This window comes from Cryobacterium sp. TMT1-66-1, from assembly GCF_004403435.1.
In the GTDB taxonomy this organism is placed as follows: domain Bacteria; phylum Actinomycetota; class Actinomycetes; order Actinomycetales; family Microbacteriaceae; genus Cryobacterium; species Cryobacterium flavum.
On record NZ_SOGP01000002.1, the window covers coordinates 1 to 18,298 of the forward strand.

Annotated in this window: 18 protein-coding genes; 9 read left to right on the plus strand and 9 right to left on the minus strand. The window is 66.3% G+C overall.

The window, feature by feature from the left end; genetic code table 11:
* Positions 1-214: 214 nt before the first annotated feature.
* Positions 215-1,702, minus strand: a complete 1,488-nt coding sequence (ahcY, locus tag E3T29_RS00880) for an adenosylhomocysteinase (protein WP_134343697.1) — start codon at positions 1,700-1,702, stop codon at positions 215-217.
* A 78-nt stretch (positions 1,703-1,780) separates the two neighbouring features.
* On the minus strand, positions 1,781-3,004 hold the full coding sequence (locus E3T29_RS00885) for an MFS transporter (protein WP_134343698.1): 1,224 nt from the start codon (positions 3,002-3,004) through the stop codon (positions 1,781-1,783).
* 177 nt (positions 3,005-3,181) lie between these two features.
* On the opposite strand from E3T29_RS00885, the gene E3T29_RS00890 reads away from it, so the two are divergent.
* Positions 3,182-3,616 (plus strand): MarR family winged helix-turn-helix transcriptional regulator, encoded by a 435-nt coding sequence (locus E3T29_RS00890; RefSeq protein WP_134343699.1) that lies wholly within the window; start codon positions 3,182-3,184, stop codon positions 3,614-3,616.
* 188 nt (positions 3,617-3,804) lie between these two features.
* Here E3T29_RS00890 and E3T29_RS00895 read toward each other — a convergent pair whose 3' ends face one another.
* Positions 3,805-4,029 (minus strand): DUF3499 family protein, encoded by a 225-nt coding sequence (locus tag E3T29_RS00895; RefSeq protein WP_134343700.1) that lies wholly within the window; start codon positions 4,027-4,029, stop codon positions 3,805-3,807.
* Positions 4,030-4,073: 44 nt separating this feature from the next.
* Between E3T29_RS00895 and E3T29_RS00900 the strand changes: the two genes are divergently transcribed.
* Positions 4,074-4,520 carry a metallopeptidase family protein gene (locus tag E3T29_RS00900; protein WP_092341995.1) on the plus strand — a complete coding sequence of 149 codons (447 nt, stop codon included), beginning with the start codon at positions 4,074-4,076 and terminating at the stop codon, positions 4,518-4,520.
* Positions 4,521-4,867: 347 nt separating this feature from the next.
* Entirely contained in the window at positions 4,868-5,548 is a 681-nt protein-coding gene (locus E3T29_RS00905) for a hypothetical protein (RefSeq protein ID WP_134343701.1), read from the plus strand.
* Positions 5,549-5,757: 209 nt separating this feature from the next.
* Here the strand turns inward: E3T29_RS00905 and E3T29_RS00910 are convergent, their stop codons facing one another.
* On the minus strand, positions 5,758-6,777 hold the full coding sequence (locus E3T29_RS00910) for a glycerophosphodiester phosphodiesterase family protein (RefSeq protein ID WP_134343702.1): 1,020 nt from the start codon (positions 6,775-6,777) through the stop codon (positions 5,758-5,760).
* A gap of 197 nt (positions 6,778-6,974) precedes the next feature.
* Between E3T29_RS00910 and E3T29_RS00915 the strand changes: the two genes are divergently transcribed.
* From E3T29_RS00915 to E3T29_RS00925, 3 genes are all read left to right on the plus strand, one after another.
* Complete coding sequence (locus E3T29_RS00915) at positions 6,975-7,958, plus strand: carbohydrate ABC transporter permease (protein WP_134343703.1); 984 nt, start codon at positions 6,975-6,977, stop codon at positions 7,956-7,958.
* The gene (locus E3T29_RS00920) at positions 7,958-8,821 is read left to right on the plus strand and encodes a carbohydrate ABC transporter permease (RefSeq protein ID WP_134343704.1); all 864 of its coding nucleotides are present in this window, start codon (positions 7,958-7,960) and stop codon (positions 8,819-8,821) included. Before E3T29_RS00915 ends, E3T29_RS00920 begins: the two co-directional genes overlap by 1 nt.
* Positions 8,822-8,900: 79 nt before the next feature.
* Positions 8,901-10,253 (plus strand): ABC transporter substrate-binding protein, encoded by a 1,353-nt coding sequence (locus tag E3T29_RS00925; protein WP_092342000.1) that lies wholly within the window; start codon positions 8,901-8,903, stop codon positions 10,251-10,253.
* Between the two features lie 178 nt (positions 10,254-10,431).
* Here the strand turns inward: E3T29_RS00925 and E3T29_RS00930 are convergent, their stop codons facing one another.
* Both E3T29_RS00930 and E3T29_RS00935 read right to left on the minus strand, forming a co-directional pair.
* Positions 10,432-11,472 (minus strand): glycerophosphodiester phosphodiesterase family protein, encoded by a 1,041-nt coding sequence (locus E3T29_RS00930; RefSeq protein WP_092342002.1) that lies wholly within the window; start codon positions 11,470-11,472, stop codon positions 10,432-10,434.
* A gap of 127 nt (positions 11,473-11,599) precedes the next feature.
* Positions 11,600-12,985 carry a glycosyltransferase family 87 protein gene (locus E3T29_RS00935; RefSeq protein ID WP_241987568.1) on the minus strand — a complete coding sequence of 462 codons (1,386 nt, stop codon included), beginning with the start codon at positions 12,983-12,985 and terminating at the stop codon, positions 11,600-11,602.
* A gap of 112 nt (positions 12,986-13,097) precedes the next feature.
* Here E3T29_RS00935 and E3T29_RS00940 point away from each other — a divergent pair, with 112 nt between their 5' ends.
* Both E3T29_RS00940 and E3T29_RS00945 read left to right on the plus strand, forming a co-directional pair.
* Positions 13,098-14,354, plus strand: coding sequence for a molybdopterin-dependent oxidoreductase (locus tag E3T29_RS00940; protein WP_134343706.1), 1,257 nt, complete (start codon positions 13,098-13,100; stop codon positions 14,352-14,354).
* Complete coding sequence (locus E3T29_RS00945; protein WP_134343707.1) at positions 14,354-14,872, plus strand: hypothetical protein; 519 nt, start codon at positions 14,354-14,356, stop codon at positions 14,870-14,872. Before E3T29_RS00940 ends, E3T29_RS00945 begins: the two co-directional genes overlap by 1 nt.
* Positions 14,873-14,991: 119 nt before the next feature.
* Here E3T29_RS00945 and E3T29_RS00950 read toward each other — a convergent pair whose 3' ends face one another.
* Genes E3T29_RS00950 through E3T29_RS00960 form a run of 3 tightly spaced genes read right to left on the minus strand, consistent with a single transcriptional unit; the run spans position 14,992 to position 17,164 of the window.
* Positions 14,992-15,759, minus strand: coding sequence for a class I SAM-dependent methyltransferase (locus E3T29_RS00950; protein WP_241987569.1), 768 nt, complete (start codon positions 15,757-15,759; stop codon positions 14,992-14,994).
* Positions 15,756-16,424, minus strand: a complete 669-nt coding sequence (locus E3T29_RS00955) for a DUF2064 domain-containing protein (RefSeq protein WP_134343708.1) — start codon at positions 16,422-16,424, stop codon at positions 15,756-15,758. The genes E3T29_RS00950 and E3T29_RS00955 overlap by 4 nt, the downstream gene beginning before the upstream one ends.
* A complete protein-coding gene (locus E3T29_RS00960) occupies positions 16,421-17,164 on the minus strand; it encodes a glycosyltransferase family 2 protein (RefSeq protein ID WP_134343709.1) in 744 nt (247 codons plus the stop codon). The genes E3T29_RS00955 and E3T29_RS00960 overlap by 4 nt, the downstream gene beginning before the upstream one ends.
* Positions 17,165-17,461: 297 nt before the next feature.
* Here E3T29_RS00960 and E3T29_RS00965 point away from each other — a divergent pair, with 297 nt between their 5' ends.
* Entirely contained in the window at positions 17,462-18,241 is a 780-nt protein-coding gene (locus E3T29_RS00965) for a response regulator transcription factor (RefSeq protein WP_134343710.1), read from the plus strand.
* Positions 18,242-18,298 lie beyond the last annotated feature (57 nt).

Below are 18,298 nucleotides of genomic sequence, written 5' to 3' on the forward strand. Positions count from 1 at the left end.
GGCTACGATCTGGTCCCACATGAGGCCGAAAAGCACTGCGGCTTTTCGCACCTTTGGGGTACGTATAGATACATTACGGCCACCACACCCACCCGTCAAAACGCACCCCACCCGGGCGTGTCGCACCTACCGGGCCCACCCTATGAACACGGGCCCAGTTTATAAACTGGGCCCAGGGACGGGGCCCGGGCCCCGTCCGCAATACGGGCAGGGGCTAGTAGCGGTAGTGGTCCACCTTGTAGGGGCCCTCGGCGGGAACGCCGATATAGGCGGACTGCTCGGGAGTCAGCACGGTCAGCTCCACGCCGAGGGCGTCGAGGTGCAGGCGTGCCACCTTCTCGTCCAGCAGCTTGGGCAGCACGTACACGCCCACCGGGTACTTCTCCGGCGAGACGTAGAGCTCGATCTGCGCGAGCACCTGGTTGGTGAAGGAGTTACTCATCACAAACGAGGGGTGGCCGGTGGCGTTGCCAAGGTTCATCAGGCGCCCCTCCGACAGAATGAGCACACTGCGTCCGCTCGGGAGGCGCCATTCGTCGACCTGCGGCTTGATCTGCACCTTGACGGCACCCGGCAGCGACTCGAGCGTGGCCATGTCGATCTCGTTGTCGAAGTGTCCAACGTTGGCGACGATGGCGAGGTGCTTCATGCGCAGCATGTGGTCGACGCCGATGACGTTGAAGTTTCCGGTGCCACTGACGAAGATGTCGACCTGCTCGACAACGGACTCGAGGCGAGCCACCTGAAAACCGTCCATCGCGGCCTGCAGCGCATTGATCGGATCGATCTCGCTCACGATTACGCGGGCGCCCTGGCCGCGCAGAGCTTCGGCGGCGCCCTTGCCGACATCACCATATCCGGCGACGAAGACGACCTTGCCGCCGATCAGCACGTCGGTGGCGCGGTTGAGGCCGTCGGGCAGTGAGTGACGAATGCCGTATTTGTTGTCGAACTTGCTCTTGGTGACCGAGTCGTTCACGTTGATGGCCGGAAAGAGCAGTTCCTTGCTCGCGGCGAGCTCGTAGAGGCGGTGCACACCGGTGGTCGTTTCTTCAGTGACGCCCATGAGGTCGGCGGCGACCAGGGTCCAGCGGTCGCTCGACTCCGCCAGGGACTTACGGAGGGCGGCGAGAATGACGCCGTATTCGTGGCTGTCACCGGCAGCATCCGCTGGTACGGCACCTGCCAACTCGAATTCGCGGCCCTTGTGCACGAGCATGGTGGCATCGCCACCGTCGTCGAGGATCATGTTCGGGCCGGTCCAGCTGGCTCCGGCGCTAGCCGCCTCGGCACTCCAGTCGAAGATCTGCGCGGTGCACCACCAGTAGTCCTCGAGGGTTTCGCCCTTCCAGGCGAACACGGGAACGCCGGCGGGGGCATCCGTTGTGCCGGTGGGGCCAACCGCGATCGCGGCGGCGGCATCGTCTTGCGTGGAGAAAATGTTGCAGCTGGCCCAGCGCACCTGGGCGCCGAGGGTCACGAGGGTCTCGATCAGCACGGCGGTTTGCACGGTCATGTGCAGGGATCCGGCGATGCGGGCGCCAAGAAGCGGCTTGGTCTCACCGAATTCGGTGCGGAGGGCCATGAGGCCGGGCATCTCGTTCTCGGCCAGGCGCAGCTGGTGGCGCCCAGCCTCCGCGAGCGACAGATCGGCAATTTTGTAGGTGAAGGTGGAGGGCACGGTGGGTGCGGCGACAGTCATGGCACTATCTTGCCATTTCAGCCTGAATGAACTCGACATTCTTACGCTCGTTGTGCGCGTAATCGCTCGCGCTGGCCGCTACGCTCGCGCTGCCACTTCGCTGCGGCTTTCCTCGTGCTGGCCGCGGTCCGTTGGCAGAGCGGATGCCGCGGCCCGGCGCCGCGCGCCCGCTGCGGCCAGCGCCATCACGAGGAACGCCACGAGCGCGGCGGCCGCTCCGGCCCAGATCGGCGCCGTGTAGCCGAGGCCGGAGGCGATGAGGCTGCCGCCCGCTCCGGCACCGAGCGCGTTACCGAGGTTGAACGCCGCGATGTTGGCGCCGGAAGCCAGCGTGGTGGCGCCGTTTGCGTAGCGCATCACCCGCATTTGTAGGCCGGGAACGACGCCGAAGCCGAATCCGCCCATCAAAATGAGCGAGACCACGGTCGCGATCGGGTTGGCAGCGGTGAGCGCAAAGAACACGAGCACGAGGGTCAGGGCGCCGAGGAAGGCGAGCAGGCTCGCGTCGAGGTTGCGGTCGGCGAGTTTGCCGCCGAGCGCGTTGCCAGCGAAGAGTCCGACGCCGAACACCACGAGCAGCCACGGCACCATGCTCGCCGCGAAGCCGGTCACCTCGGTGAGGGTGAACGCGATATAGGTGAAGGCTCCGAACATACCGCCGAAGCCGAGCACGGTGACCGCGATCGACAGCCACACCTGCGGCGACCGGAAGGCGCGCAGCTCCTGGCGCAGGCTCGCGGTGCCGGCGCGTGGCGGCGCCATGGCCGGCAGCAGAAAGACCAGGCTAAGCAGGGCGACGACGCCGATCGCGGTGATCGCCCAGAAGGTGGAGCGCCAGCCGAAGGCCTGGCCGAGCAGGGTACCGAACGGCACGCCGAGCACATTGGCGGCGGTGAGCCCGGTGAACATGATCGCGATCGCGGCGGCCTTCTTGTTCTCGGGAACGAGGCTGGCCGCGACGACGGCGCCGATTCCGAAGAAGGCACCGTGGCAGAGGGCGGCGATGATGCGGCCGCTGAGCATGATTCCGTAGGTGGGGGCGATGGCCGAGAGCAGGTTGCCGACGATGAAGAGCACCATGAGCGCCACGAGTACGCGTTTGCGGGAGAACCGATTGACCGCGGCGGTGAGGCCGAGCGCGCCGACGACCACGCTGAGCGCGTAGCCGGAGATGAGCCAGCCCGCCACGGCCGGGGTCACCGCGAAGTCGGCGGCAACTTCGGGCAGCAGGCCCATGATGACGAATTCGGTGAGGCCGATTCCGAAGCCACCGAGGGCGAGGGCGATCAGGCTGATGGGCATGGCGAAACTCCTTGAACGAGACGGATGAGCGCCAACTCTGGCGGGACACAGATTGACCACCTACGCTGATACTTGCACGCGCTGGTAGTTGTAGCCAACACTTGTTGCAGGCGCGCTATAAATACTTGCACACGCTAGCTATCCGCGCAAGCAACCATCGTGAACACCGGAGGATCCATGGGTATTGCAGACGACGCCGTCGAGGTGCGCGCCCAGGGCTGGCGCACCCTGGCATCCCTGCACGCGGCCATTGACACGGAACTCGAGCGAGCGCTCCAGGGCGCGGTCGAACTGTCGGTCGTGGAATACACCGTGCTCGACGCGCTCGGCCGCCAACACGGCTGGCACATGCGCATGCAGCAACTCGCCGGCGCGACCGCCCTGTCGAGCAGCGCGACCACCCGCCTGGTCAACCGCCTCGAAGAGCGGATGCTGCTCACCCGCGTTCTCTGCGCCGACGACCGGCGCGGCATCTACACCGAACTCACCGTGGCCGGGCACGCCCTGCACGATCGGGCCCGCCCGGTGCACGATGCGGCACTCGAGCGGGCGCTGGCATCCGCTCGGCTGGCGCCGGAACTGGCCGGTCTCGTCGACGCGATCGCCGGCTAGCCCGGTCCGAACGGCTCGGCACGTCGCACTATGCGGCGCTCAAGCGGGCGCTGGCATCCGCTCGGCTGGCACCGGCACTGGCCGGTCTCGTCAAAGCCATCGCCGCCTAGCCTGGTCCGAACGGTTCAGCAGCGTTCCCCCCGGGCCGCGTCAGCGCGTTGGTCGGAGGCCGGGTCCTGCCACCGATGCTAGCGGGGAGAGTCGGGGTCGTCGGCCACGAAGCGATGCCTCATGAGCTGCCAGCCCTGGGGAGCGCTCGTGCGCTCGGCGTGACGCGAGCACAGGTCAAAACTGTGCGGTTCCTTGCGACCGGACAGCGGGCCGAGCACAGCCAGGGACTCCCCGTAGTCAAAGGTGAGCGTGGCCACCGAGGGTTCGAGGCAGGCAACGCGAGAACACGGGCGGAATGTCATTGCTTATAAGGGTAGCCGCTACAGGGCCGCCGTAGGATGGCAGCATGTCCCGATCCCGTCGATCCGCTTCGCCCGAACCGACCGTGCGCGGCCGTGGGCGTGACCGGCACGGCCGCGGCATCCGCAGTTCGGCGACCGGCCCCTTTCTGCCGCCGCTGCGCACCCGCATCGACCTGTTCGACATGACGATCGCCTCGACGATCGAGTATTTGCGCGGCGTCTGGCCCGAAGAATTGGGCAAGTCGGTTTTTGAGGTGGCCGCCGGACCGCCCTCGGTCATCCCCGGTGTCGGGGTGGAGCGCTGGATGGTCACGCCGGAGACGAATCGCGTGGTGTTCTACCGCCTGCCGATTCAGCGGCTGTCGCGCCTGCACGAGAACGACGAGATGCACCAGCGCATGATGATCGAGACCTGCGTGTTTCGCGGCGTCGCCGAACTCCTCGGCAAAGACCCCTGGGATCTCGCGCCGGATCGCTTCCGCCACTTCTAGACCGCCGGGCGTGCTTCCGGCGAGCGCCGCCACAGAGAAGCGTCGGCCACTGGGCGTCGCGGCATGTGTTTGAGAAGTTGGCACGTGTTCAAACCAGTGCCAACTTCCCCAATACGTGCCACGCGCAGAATGCGGGCGGGGCGGGCATTCGCAGGGCGGCAACCCCGCGATCCCTTTCTGCGACTGGGATCGCGGCGCTATTAGCGCGCGCGCTTGTCTGAACGTTTGCTGAATTGAGTAACAGAACGGTAACGGATTGGGGTAATTCCAAACCATTTCGGGGGTGGAACCGAACACCATGCAGACCCCAACACCACCTGCTCGAACTACAGAAAAGGATTTATCCCATGCGTACATTCACCAAGGCCACCATCGGTTTCGCATCTGCTGGAATTCTCATCGCCGGCCTCGCCGGCTGCTCGACGACCGGCACCACGACCACCCCGGCGCCCGCCGCCAGCTCGTCCAGCTCGGCCGAAGCCACCCCGACGCCGCTCGCCTCGATCCCCAGCCTCTCCGGTGTTGACACCGCGGTGCTACTCGACGCCAACTTCGCCGCTGCCCTGACGAGCCTCGGCCTCACCGCCGGAACCGTCGGAACGGCCACCCTCGAAAACGGCAGCCTGCACTTCCCGATCACCGGCGGCAACGTGGACTACTACGACCCGGCCGCAAGCTACCGCCCGTTCGTTCAGGGCTCCATTCAGCACGAGGGTTCCGGCTTCTCGCTGACCGCCGGCGACACCGTCGTCGAGCTGACCAACTTCACCATCGACCCGGGCACCTCGGAGCTCTTCGGTGACGTCTCGGTCAACGGCGCATCCGCCGCGACCCAGGCCCTGCTCTTCAACCTCTACGGCGGAACCCTGGAGCCCCTCAAGATGGACGGCGACAACGCCATCCTGACCGGCACCACGGTGCACATCTCCTCCGTCGCCGCCGGCCTGCTGAACGACACGTTCAAGACCGACGCCGTCGCTGACCAGCTGCTCGTTGGTATCGCGACGATCACCGCCGCCACCAAGTAGCTCTTCACAAGAGAGTCAGCGTCACAGCACGAATCGGGGCTCGCCACACGGCGGGCCTCGATTTTTGCGTGCCCGGGCGGTGTCTCGCACGTGACGTGCGCGCGGCGGGCTCGTGGCACGTCTTGGAGAAGTTGGCACGTGTTCAAACCAGTGCCAACTTCTCAAACGCGTGCCACGGCAGGATTAGGCGGCGGCATCCGCGCGGCGCGTCAAACGGATGCCGCCGCCCGGCTGCGCAGGTCGTCGCGCACGGTCACGGCGAGGTCGGGGTGGTCGACGAAGACCCCGTCGATGCCGCTGCCCATGACCGCTGCGAACTCGCCGCGCCAGTGGCCGAAATCGGCGGCCTGTTCACCGCGGCGATGCGGCTCAGTGAGGAAGGCGTTCTCGGGGCGCAGCGTCCAGCAGAGAATGTCCAACCCGGCCGCGTGGGCGTCCGCGACGAGAGACGAGACGACCAACTCGCCGGCGGCATCCGCCTGGATGATCAGGGATTTGTCAACGCTGATACCGTCAACGCTGAGAGCGGCGAGGCCGCTGTCGGTGAGATAGTCCGAGTAGTACGGGGCTGCGGCGCCGAGCTCGATGATTTTGTCGAGCGGCTGTCCGGTCGGGGCGATGAGAAACACGCTTTGAGCGCTGATGCCCCGGGCAGCGAGCTGCTCGAGCACGGTCGGTTCGAAGCTCTCGATGATGAGGCGCTCGTCGTCGTTGCTCCAGCCGGCCGCGCGCACCTCGGCGGCGAACAATTCGTCGAGCGGCAGGCCGATCGACTCGAAATAGGCGGCGTTCTTGATTTCCGCGACCATGCCGAGGGTGCGCCGATAGGTGTTCGAGGCCTCGTCGATGAGGTGAAACAGGTCGCTCAGCCGAAGGATCGGATACTGGTCGTCGTGCACGGCGCTCGTCGGCCGCAGGTGGGCGAGGCGTTCCCGGGCGCGCAGCGTAGCGAGTTCGGCCCAGGTGAAGTCCTCGGTGAACCAGCCGGTGAGGGTGTGGTCGGCGAATTCCTTGGTCGTGCGGCGGCCGGCGAATTCGGTGCGGGAGGCGACATCCGTTGTGGCGGAGATGTCGTTCTCGTGGCGCAGCACCAATATGCCGTCGCGGGTGGCGACAATGTCGGGCTCGACGGCGTCGGCTCCGAGCTCGAACGCGAGGTCGTAGGCGGAACTAGTGTGTTCGGGGCGGTAGCCGCTGGCTCCGCGGTGACCGATGACAAGAGGGGGCATCTGCACACCGTAACGGCGCCGGGTGACGTCGAGAGCCGCTCAGGTGAACACCCGCTGAAGTTTCGACGCGGTGCAGGCGAACGCCTCGCGAAGAGTGGGCTTAAACAGACAAATTGACCGATCAGCGCCACGGGCGCTCCCTAACCTGACAGAGTCTGCTGCTTGGCCGACGGTATTTTTCAGGGAGATTTCCGCGTATGCCCACCATCGAGGACCTGCACCGCAGTACCGATTCAGCGGTGGCGGAATCGGTTCCGACCGGCGTTGTGTCGCCCGTGCCGCCTCGTATATTCACCCCGCGAAAAAAGAAGAAGCCGTGGAAGTCGTGGCTGTTGTTTCTGCTGTTCGCTGGGCCGAACGTGGCGCTGCTCATCGTCTTCACCTACAAGCCGCTGCTGCAGTCGCTCTACTACTCCACACTGCAGTGGAACCTCGGCTCGGCATCGGCGATTCCGGTGGGCCTCGGTAACTATGTGACCTGGTTCAACGATCCCGGCACCGTTCGCGTCGTCACGGTCACCCTGATCTTCACGATCGCGACCGTCGGCGGCGGCATGGTGATCGGGCTGTTGTTCGCTGTGCTTCTGAATCGCAAGCTGCACGGTCGCGGCGCGGCCCGCACCATTGTGGTCGCACCGTATGTGCTCTCCGGGGTGGCGGTGGGCCTGCTCTGGCTGTTCGTGTTCGACCCGAACTTCGGTATCACCGCGGCGCTGCTCGACGCGATCGGCGTGGCCTCACCGCCCTGGTACAACGATCCGCACTGGGCGCTGGTCATGGTCATCATCGTCTACCTCTGGAAGAACGTCGGCTACGTAGCCCTCATCTACCTGGCGGCGTTGCAGTCGGTGCCGCGCGACCTGCTCGAGGCTGCCTCGCTCGACGGTGCCTCGCCGGTGCGCGCGTTTCGCAACATCGTGCTGCCGCTGCTCGGCCCGACGACCTTCTTTCTGTCGATCACCACCCTGCTGAGCTCTCTGCAGTCGTTCGACATCATTCAGGCGATGACCAAGGGCGGACCGCTCGAGGGCACCACCACGATGATGTACCAGATTTACCAGGAGGGCTTTCAGGCCGGTCGGGCGGGGTATTCCTCCGCCGTAGCGACGATTCTGTTCGCCGTGCTGCTCGTGGTCACGCTGATTCAAATGAAGTACGTCGAGAAACGAGTGCACTACTAATGGCCACGCCTAGCCTTTCAACGACCGCGGCCGCACCGCGTCGCCGCAAGCCGCTGCAGCTCGGCGGCTACCTCGGCCTCGTGCTGGCCATCGCGATCATGATCCTGCCGCTGGTCTGGATGTTTCTGGCCGGGTTCAAGGAACGCGACGAGATCTACACCGTGCCGATTCAGTGGCTGCCTGAAGCCTATGACCTCTCGAACTATGCGGCCGCCCTGGCCGCCGTGCCGTTTGGAAATTTCTTTCTCAACAGCACCATCACCACCGTGATCGGCGCCGGCCTCAAGATGCTGCTCGGCCTGACCACCGCCTACGCGGTCGTCTTTCTGGAGTTTCCGTTCAAGAAATTCGTCTTCGGGCTGGTCATCTTCGCCCTGCTGGTTCCGCAGCAGATCGTTATGATCCCGAACTTCACCCTCGTAGCCTCGCTCGGCTGGATCAACACCTACCAGGGCATCATCGTTCCGGGGTTGGCCAGCGCGTTTGGCACCTTTCTGTTTCGTCAGCATTTTCTGACCCTGCCGATCAGTATTCTCGAAGCCGCAGCTCTCGACGGTGCGAGCCACTGGATGCGCCTCTGGCGGTTCATCGTGCCGATCAGCGCGCCGACCATCGCCGCGGTCGCCCTGGTCTCGATCGTCTCCGAGTGGAACGAATACCTCTGGCCGCTGCTCGTCGTCGACCGCTCCGACATGATGACGCTGCCGGTGGGCCTGACCCTGCTGCAGAACAATGACGGCGTCACCAACTGGGGCGTGCTGATGGCCGGCACCGTGCTGGTCACCGTGCCCGTGCTGATCGCGTTCTTTGCGCTGCAGAAACGCATCATCGCCGGACTGACCGCCGGTGGCGTGACCGGCTGATCTGCGGGCATCCGTTTTATTGAAGCGGATGCCACCCCCCTCTTTTTCGCTTGTGCCCACCCCCTACAAGGAGAGTTCTATGACCGCGACACCCACGTTCACCATCAACCGCCGGCAGATTCTGAAGCTCGCCGCGGTATTCGGTGCCACCGCCACCCTCGCCGCGTGCAGCGGGCCCTCGCTCGGAGCGGGTGCCGGCGCCGCTGACGCACCGGTCACGGACTGGACAGGAGTCATTCCGGCCAAGGAGATCACCTGGTGGAGCAACCACCCGGGAACCTCGAAGCTGATCGAGGAAGAGATCATCAAGCGCTTCCAGGCCGAGAACCCCGAGATCACGGTGAACCTGGTCACGGCCGGCGCCAACTATGACGAGATCGCGCAGAAGTTCCAGGCGGCATCGGGCACCAACAGCGTGCCCGACCTCGTGCTGGCGAGCGACGTGTGGTGGTTCCGGTACATGATCAACGGCCAGATTCTGCCGCTGGACGACCTCGCCAAGCACCTCGAGTTCGACACCGCCGACTTCAACACGACGCTGTACGACGACTACACCTTCACCGGCAACCACTGGGCTATCCCCTACGCCCGCTCCACCCCGCTGTTCTACTACAACAAGGCAGTCTGGGCGAAGGCCGGCCTGCCCGACCGGGCACCGAAGACCTGGGCCGAATTTGATGAGTGGGCACCGAAGATTGCGGCCGACGGCGGCGTGATGCCGCTCGGACTCGGCAAGGGCGCATCCTGGGCGGCCTGGTGGTTCTGCAACATGCTGTGGGGCCAGGGCGGCGCCTACTCCGACGAGTGGACGATGACTCTCGATACTCCCGAAGCGATCGCAGCGGCGGACTACCTGCAGTCCCTGATCTACGACCGCAAGATCGCTACCGTGGCCGCGGTCGACCAGGTCGCCGACTTCGGTGCTGGCCTGACCGGCTGCATCATGGGCTCGACCGGCTCGCTGACCGGCATTCTGAAGGCCGCAACGTTTGACGTCGGTACCGGTTTTCTGCCGGAAGGCCCGAAAGGGCAGGCCTGCCCGACCGGCGGAACCGGCGTCGCGATCGCCTCCGACCGCACGCCGGAACAGCAGCTGGCCGCCGGCATGTTCCTGAAGTTTCTGACGAACTCCGAGAACACCGCGTACTTCTCCTCGAACACGGGCTACATGCCGGTGCGCACCTCGGCCCGCGATGGCGAGACCATGACCAAGGTCTACGCCGAGTTCCCGCAGTTTCGTACCGCCGTCGACCAGCTCGAGACGACTCGCTCGCAGGACTGGGGCCGCGTCTTCGTGCCGAACGGCGACAAGGAGCTCACCACCGCGCTCGAGAAGATCATGCTGCAGCAGGCCGCCCCGGCCGAGGCCTTCGCCGTTGCGAGCACGGCGATCGCGACCTCGTTCGACGAGAACGTGAGCGCGTACCTGTAACTCCGGGTGCAGGAGAGCGGGCTCGCCGGTTGGCGGGCCCGCTTTTGCGTCTGCCGGGGCGGCATCGGCTTGCCAGGTAGCGACTCGTGGCGAGCGCCCGATAATAGGCGGGCGAGCCGCTTTTCACAAAGCGCACCGTACGATCGCGGCGAAACTCTTTGCGCGCGAGCGATCCTGCTCACAGCTTTGGGTAGGCGGTCGGCAGGGCAAGGCCGCGCTCGGTGAGCACGGCGCGCAGCCGGGTCGGATAGTCGGTGATGATGCCGTCGACCCCCAGGTCGATGAGGGTGTGCATGAGCGCGGTCTCGCTGACCGTCCACGGGATCACGGGCAGTCCGGCGGCGTGCGCCGCGGCGACGAGCTCGGGCGTGACCGTCTCGAAGATCGGCGAGAGCGCGTCATACCCCTGCGCGGCAGCGGCCCGGGCGACGGACCCGTCGTAGTCGTCAATGTCGATGCCGCCCAGGTGCACGCTCGCGCCGGGCCGGCCGACTCCGAGCCAGTCCTCGTCCTGGGCGAGGGCGACGAGTCGCAGCTTAGGGGCGATTTCACGCACGAGGTTGAGGGACGCCCAGTCGAAACTCTGCACCGTCACACGATCGGCGCGGCCCGACGCTTCGATCGATGCGACGACGGCGCGGGTGAGCGCCTTCATTTCGTCTGCGCCCGCCGGGCCGGGGGTCTCGATCTTCGTCTCGATGTTGAGCTGCACGGTGTCGGCCTGGTGAACGTCGACGAGCGCGAACACGTCGGCGAGTTCGGCAATGGTGTTTCCCGGCACATTCTGCTGCTCCGGATAGCCCGGAAGCTGCTGGTAGCCGCAATCCAGCGTCTGGATCTGTTCCAGGGTCAGCTCGCGCACCCGGCTGCCGGCGTAGGGAAATTGCGGGTCGCCGCGGAAGGCGGCATCCGTGTCCCGGCACTTGGTCGCGGTGAGCACATCGTCGTGCCAGACCACGACGGCGTCGTCGCGGGTGAGATGGGTGTCGAGTTCGAGGGTGCTGACGCCCAGCTCCAGCGAGGCGGCAAAGGCGGCGAGGCTCTCTTCGGAATGTTCGCCGCGGCCGCCACGATGGGATTGCAGGTCGAACTCGGCGAGTTGTGTCGCGCGGGGTGTCTGCGCGGCGGGCGCCGGCTCCCCCTGCGCGGCCACCACGGCACCGCCGACCAGGACCGTGCTGAGGGCGGCAGCCGCCGCGATGATCACAATCTTGCGCATGCGGCACTCTTTCGTGGATCGAAGCACGCCGAGAGGCGTGCATCTGCTCACGTTAAGGAGGCGAGGTGGCCGGCATCCGCTTCGCAGCCATCAGGCGCATGAACTCTGTGTTAACACGTTGACTGCGTTACGCGCGACGGGCGGTCAGGCGGGGCGACAGCATCTGCTTGAGCGCACCGGGGCCGGCGCGGCGCAGCGAGACGGCCACGATCACGATCACCGCGACCGCGATCGACACCTGGGTGAGCTGCGGGTTCGGCAGGAGCAACCGCAGGGTGAGCGCCATCGGCACGAGCAGCCATTCCCAGCGGCCGCTGAGCGCCACGAACGGCAGCAGCAGCAGCGCATACCAGGGGTAGCGGGGGCTGAGCACGAGCAGGGTCGCGCCGATCATCACGAGCTGACCGACCCAGGGCTGGGTCTGGTCGGTTTTGATGATGACGAGAACGGCCACGATCGCCAGAATAATGCCCGCCACGATCACAGCGGATGCCCCCGGCGCGACCAGAGACACCAGCGCGAACCGCGAGCCGTCCTGGTAGCCCTCTTCGGTGAGGTAGCCGGGCAGGTAGCCGAGCACCCCGATTCCGGTGGCGAGCACATAGGGCACGTACAGCAGAGCGAAACTCAGAACAGATGCCGCCACCATGCGCCACCCGCCCCTTTTCAGCAGCGCCGGTGCCGCCAGCACGGGAATGAGTTTGGTGCCGATTGCGATTCCGAGCATGATGCCGCCGCGCCAGACTTTTTTGCTCGAGACCAGGAACACGGCCGCGACCACGAAAATGACGCCGAGCATGTCCACGTGCGAGTTGGTGATGGCTTCGGTCGCCACGAGCGGACACCAGGCCCAAAGGGCCGCGTTTCTCTCGTTCAGGCCGCGGCGGCGCATGCCGTCGAGGAGCAGGACGGTCGTTCCGAGGCTCAGCAGCAACCCGGCGAGCTGCAGCGGCCAATATTCCGGCCCTGGTCCGGTGAGAAAGCGCACACCGGCGAAAAAAATCTCGCTGGCCGGCGGATAGATCGTGGGTACGGCCGTACGGTTCAGGGCCGAGCACAGCAGGTCGCCATCGGTCGTGCGGGCGCGCACGATGCGTTCACCGACGCAGACTTCTGTGCCGACGGCGTTGGTCTGGGGTGCGGGGAAGAGCCAATCTGGTCTCAGGGAATCGAGGCGGGCATCCGCTGGCGTGAAAGCGTAGGGGCTGATGCCGTTGGTTTGTACGATGCCGTCCCAGGCGTAACGGGCCGAGTCGGTGCTCGTGTTGGGTGGGCCGACCATGGCTGCGCCGCCGATCAGAGCGGAACCGGCGAGGATCAGCGCAACGACCGCTTTGCCCCGGACACGGCGCAACAGCCACCAGGCCAGGCCGAAGAGCAGCCAGAGCGCGCTCGTGACCAGCACGAGCTGCACCTCGTCGCGGTCGGGGTCGAACAGGTCGAACGTGAGCACGCCGAACGCGGTGAGGGTAGCGCTGGCCACCAGCAGGGCAGCGATGATCGTTATGCGCACGGTTCAGTCTGTCTCATGGGTCGTGACTTTTCCGGGACCCTTCACCCATTCACCCGCACATCGTAAGGAATTCTTACCCTTTTTGAGCGCGGCGCAGTGGTGCAATGAAGGTATGCGGCGATTGATGTACGAGGCCCAGCGAGCGCTGGCGTCGCCGGTGCGCAATCCGCGCATGGCCACCGTGATCGGGCGGCTGCTCGGCGCCGCCTTTCTGATCTGCTTCGGCACGGGCCTGTACAGCCACTTTCTGCAGGAACCGCTCGACTGGATGCGCTTCGCGACCCGGCCCGAGTTTCTCTACCAGGTGACCCAGGGCACGCACATCATCACGGGCATCGCCTGTTTTCCGCTGCTGTTGGCCAAGCTGTACATCGTCTTTCCAAACCTGTTCGCGTATCCCCCGGTTCGCGGCTTCGTGCATTTTCTGGAGCGCACGTCGATCGCCCTGTTTGTCGGTGCCTCGCTCGTTCAGATCACGATCGGGCTGCTCAACACCTACCAGTGGTACCCGTGGCCGTTTCCGTTTCGGCAGGTGCACTTTGCGCTCGGCTGGGTGCTGATCGGGCTGCTGGTCATCCACATCGCGGTCAAGCTTCCGGTGATCACGCGGTACTGGAACAAATCTCCGTCCTTTGACGACGAGCATCTCTCCGATGCGGTGTCGGGGGACCGCGGTTCCGATGCCGAGGCCGTGCGCCTCTGGGGCACGACCCGCCCCAATGGCGTGACCGGGCGGGTGCTCGACTACATCGATGCGACGCCGCGCGCTGCGTCGCGGGTCAGTCGGCGCGGGTTTCTCACCACGGTCGGTGTGGCGACGACCGCCGTCGTCGGTCTCACCGCGGGGCAGACCTTCACACCGCTGAACGCGGTCAACCTGTTCGCGCCGCGCAAGAAGGGCGTCGGCCAGCAGGGAGTTCCGGTGAACCGCACGAGCGCACAGGCCAAGGTAGCGGATGCCGCCATGGCCCCCGCGTGGAGCCTCACCCTCGCTGTCTCCGGCACCGAACGCTCGTTCACTCGGGACGAACTGCTCGCACTGCCGCAGACATCCGTGCGACTGCCGATCGCCTGTGTCGAGGGCTGGAGCCAGATGGCTTCGTGGCGGGGTGTGCGACTGCGCGACCTCGCCGATCTGATGAACGCCGACCCTGACACGTCGTTTCGCCTGATCAGCCTCGAAGAACGCGGCAGTTTCAGCAAAACGCAGATGGGGCGCGAGTATGTGCGCGACCCGCTCACGCTCGTTGCGCTCGAGCTCAACGGAGAGACGCTCGACCTTGAGCACGGGTATCCGGCCCGCATGATCGCGCCCGGCCGGCCCGGTGTGTTGCAAACCAAGTGGCTGAGCCGAATCGAGGCGATCTGATGACTTCTCTTCAAGGCGGTCTGAACCCACCGCCGGCCGGAATCGAGGCGTCGACCGGTCAACGGATGCGCAGCATCCGCTTGGTGCTGCTGGGTGTCGGCGTGCTGATGCTGGCCTGGGGCGCGTTCGTGATGTTCGACTCGGTGCGGCTGACCCGCATTCCCGGGGTGGCGCTGTGGATTGCGGCGGCGATTGTGCTGCACGATGCGATTCTGGCGCCGATCATGTTTGCGTTCGGGATTGCGCTCGGGCGGGTCGGACGACGGGCGACCGGGACGATCATTGCGATCGTGCAGGGCGGCATTGTCGTCGGGTCTCTGGTCTCGCTCGTGGCGGTGCCACTGATCGTGGCAAAAAACTTCGCCCCGGCCAACCCAACGGTGCTGCCGCTGAATTACGGGCTCAACCTAGGGATTTTCTGGCTCGTGCTCGCGGTGGTAACCGTGGGGCTGTCGGTGTGGGCGTTTCTGCGCGGGCGACGACCGGACGTGGCTTTTCCGGACGACTCCGGGCGCTGAGGTGGGGGGCTATTGTCGGCGGCCCGCTATTGAGGAGCGGCCGGGCCCAGCTTTGAGAACTGGGACCATGATCTAGCATGGGCCCAGTCTCCGGGCCCGGGCCCGGAAAGAAGGTACGGTCAGGCGCGGGCTAGGCGGGCGAAGGAACGGCCTCCGCGGGTCCATTCGGCGACCTGCACGAGTCCAACGCGGGCCGCGCGGCGGCGCAGGGCGCTGACACCGACCTCGGCCCAGGGGAACGCATCGCTCGTGTGTCCGGCGGCGTCGTGCAAGGTGCCCTCGTAGGCGAGGTCGTGCTCGGGGTCGCGGTGCACCTCGACGACGAGCACGCCGTCGGCGCAGAGCAGCGACACACAGCGGTCGAGCAGAGCGTCGGGGTCGCCGCCGATACCGATATTGCCGTCAACGAGGAGCAGGGTCGCCCAGGTTCCCGCCATCGGGATGTAGTCGAAGACGGAGCGCTGCAGCACGGCGAGACCGGCTGCGAGGGCGATGCGCACGGCGGTCGGCGAGACGTCGACGCCGAGGGCATCGAGTCCCTCGTCGATCGCGGCCTGGATCATGCGACCCGGTCCGCAGCCGATGTCCAGCACCGGTCCCGCGACGCCGCAGAGCAGGGAACGGTCGATTGCATCGGCTCCGGCGCTCCAGCGCCCGGCGTGCATGGTCGACACTCGCGTCGGCGTTCCCGGATCGGCATCGGCTCGATTGCCGTGCAGGTACAGCACGTTGTCATCGGATTGCAGCGCCTGGGCATACGGTTCGGATCCGCCGGACCCGAACGTGGTCGGGCGGCGAAAACGCTCGGCCGTGGCGCGGTCTCTGGCAGCGTCGTCGAGTTCCCAGTCGGCCGGCTGCTCCCACAGGCGCGGCGACACGAGGGTCATGAACGTGCCCCGTTCACGGTGAGCGATTCGGCATTCCGCAACAAAGCGGATGCCGTCACCTCTACGAATGCACGCGCGAACCGGGTGTGGGGGGCGCTGGAGGCGACGGTGTGGGCATCCGTTATGGTGTCGATGTCGGTGAGTGAGGGCAGCAGGCCGACGGTGAGGCCGGCCTCGACGAGGCGTTGCAGCTGGTGGGCGCCAGTGTCGGCGCGGCTCATCGGGATGCCGCGGAGCAGCGCGCCGGTCGGGTTTTTGAGCGCGAGCGCCCAGAAACCGCCATCGACTGCGGGGCCGAACCAGGCATCCGTTTCGTCGCCCCAGCTGGTGAAGACGGGCACGAGCGCGGCGGCGTTGATCTGGGGGGTGTCCATGCCGAGCAGGAGCGTCGGCTCGTCGAGGTGGTCGAAGATGGCGGCGAGTCGCTCGTCGAGACCGCCGGAGGTCTGCGGCAGAATCTCCCAATCGGATGCCTCCGGCGGCGGGGTCACACCGTCGAACGCGAGGATGTGGCGGGTGGCGGGCAGCGCGCCGGCGACGGCGAGGGTGTCGGCGAGGCTGGCGGCGGCAAGCTGGGCGGCCTGCTCGAGGGAGAGCGGCGGGTGCAGGCGGGTCTTGACCTTGCCGGGAAGGCATTCCTTGGCGATGACGACGATAGCGGTCATGAGCGGGCCTCGTTGGTGTTTGGGTTCCTGGTGCTGCTCGCGCTGTTGGCGCTTTGGGCGTTGTTGGCCCTTCGGGCGTTGTTGGCGCTGAGCAGCGCGGACATGTCCTGAATGGCAGTCAGGGTTCCGCGCACGGTTCCCGTTACCTTGCTGCGGCCGACACGCGGCGCGTAGCCCGTGTCCACCTCGCGGATGCGCCAATTCGCTGCCGCGGCGCCGAGAAACATCTCGAGCGGATATCCGCTGCGGCGGTCGTGCAGGTCGAGGGCGAGGAGGTGGTCGCGGCGGGCCGCTCGCATGGGGCCGAGGTCATGAATGTTCACACCTGTTATTCGGCGCAGTCGCCAGGAAAGATAGGTATTTGCTAGACGGGCATGCGGAGGCCAGGCGTTTCGGGTCGTGGGGCGACGGCGGCCAAGCACGAGATCAGCCTCGTCGGCGCTGATCGGATCGACCACCAGCGGCAGGTCGCGGGGGTCCATCGAGGCGTCGGCGTCGCAGAAGGCCACGATCGGAGCGGTCGCGGCGAGGAGCCCGGCATGGGCGGCGGCGCCGAATCCACGGCGGCGTTCGTGCACGACGTACGCGCCGAGGATGCGGGCGAGGTCGGCGGACCCGTCGGTCGACCCGTTGTCGACGACGATCGCGCGGTAGCCGGCGGGCAGGCGTTCGAGGATCCACGGCAGTGCCTGCGCCTCGTTGAGGCAGGGCAACACCACATCGACCCGAACATTCATCATTCTTCGACCCTAAAGGGGAGGTCTGGGGCTTCGGGGCGAAACAGGTTACGAACCGCTGAATGTTTCTGGGCGTTTGGTGTGAATTGGCTCAACGCACGATTGGCGGATGCCGGTGACGGGTTGGTTGTCCGGGCCCATGTTGTGGCCCTGGGCCCAGTTTAGAAGCTGGGCCCGTGGACGGGGCCCGGGCCCCGTCCGGTTGGGCGGACGGCGTGAGGCGGGGCATCCGCTGGACCGACCGACAGGTGGGTGCGCGCGCCCCGCGCGGTATGGGGTGCGCGCGCCTAGTCTAAGGGGGTGTCTCCCTCCCAATATTTTGCGCCGCCCCGAGCGGATGCCCTCGCCAGCCGTCGCGTGCTCCTGATCGAGGACGACCCGACGGTATCCGAGGTGGTCGGGCAATACCTGCGCGCCGCCGGATTCGTCGTGGATGAAACCGTGGACGGGCTTGCCGGCCTGCGCCAGGCCGAACTCGCGCAGCCCGACCTTATTGTGCTCGACCGCATGCTTCCGCTGCTCGATGGCATCGAAGTGTGTCGCCGCATCCGCGTGAACTGGGGCGCGCTTCCGGTGATCATGCTGACGGCGCTCGGCGAGGAGGAACACCGCATCGAAGGGCTCGAAGCGGGCGCGGACGACTACCTGGTGAAGCCGTTCTCTCCGCGCGAGCTGGTGCTGCGGGTGCAGTCAGTATTGCGGCGGAGCGGCACCGAATCCATTCCGGAGGGGATCCTCGACGCCGGCGAGTTCTCGCTCAACCTCGCCGCACACGAGATTCGGTTGCGCGACAAGCCGCTCGTGCTCACGAGCCGGGAATTCGACCTGCTCGCCTATCTGATCTGGCGGCCGTCGCGGGTGCTGACCCGCGAGGAGTTGCTACGTTCGGTCTGGGGCTGGGAATTCGGGGACCTGTCCACCGTGACCGTGCACGTGCGGCGGTTGCGGGAGAAGGTCGAAGCCGACCCGGCGCATCCGCTGCTCGTGAATACCGTGTGGGGGGTCGGATACCGGTTCGATCCGGTGCCGCTTGGGGCCGGTTCGACGCCCGCTAACGACGCATCGAGGAGCGCGGGATGAGCGCGCCGGGCGAGGTCGTCATCACGGTTGTCTGGGATTCGAGGCTCGCGGGAGGCA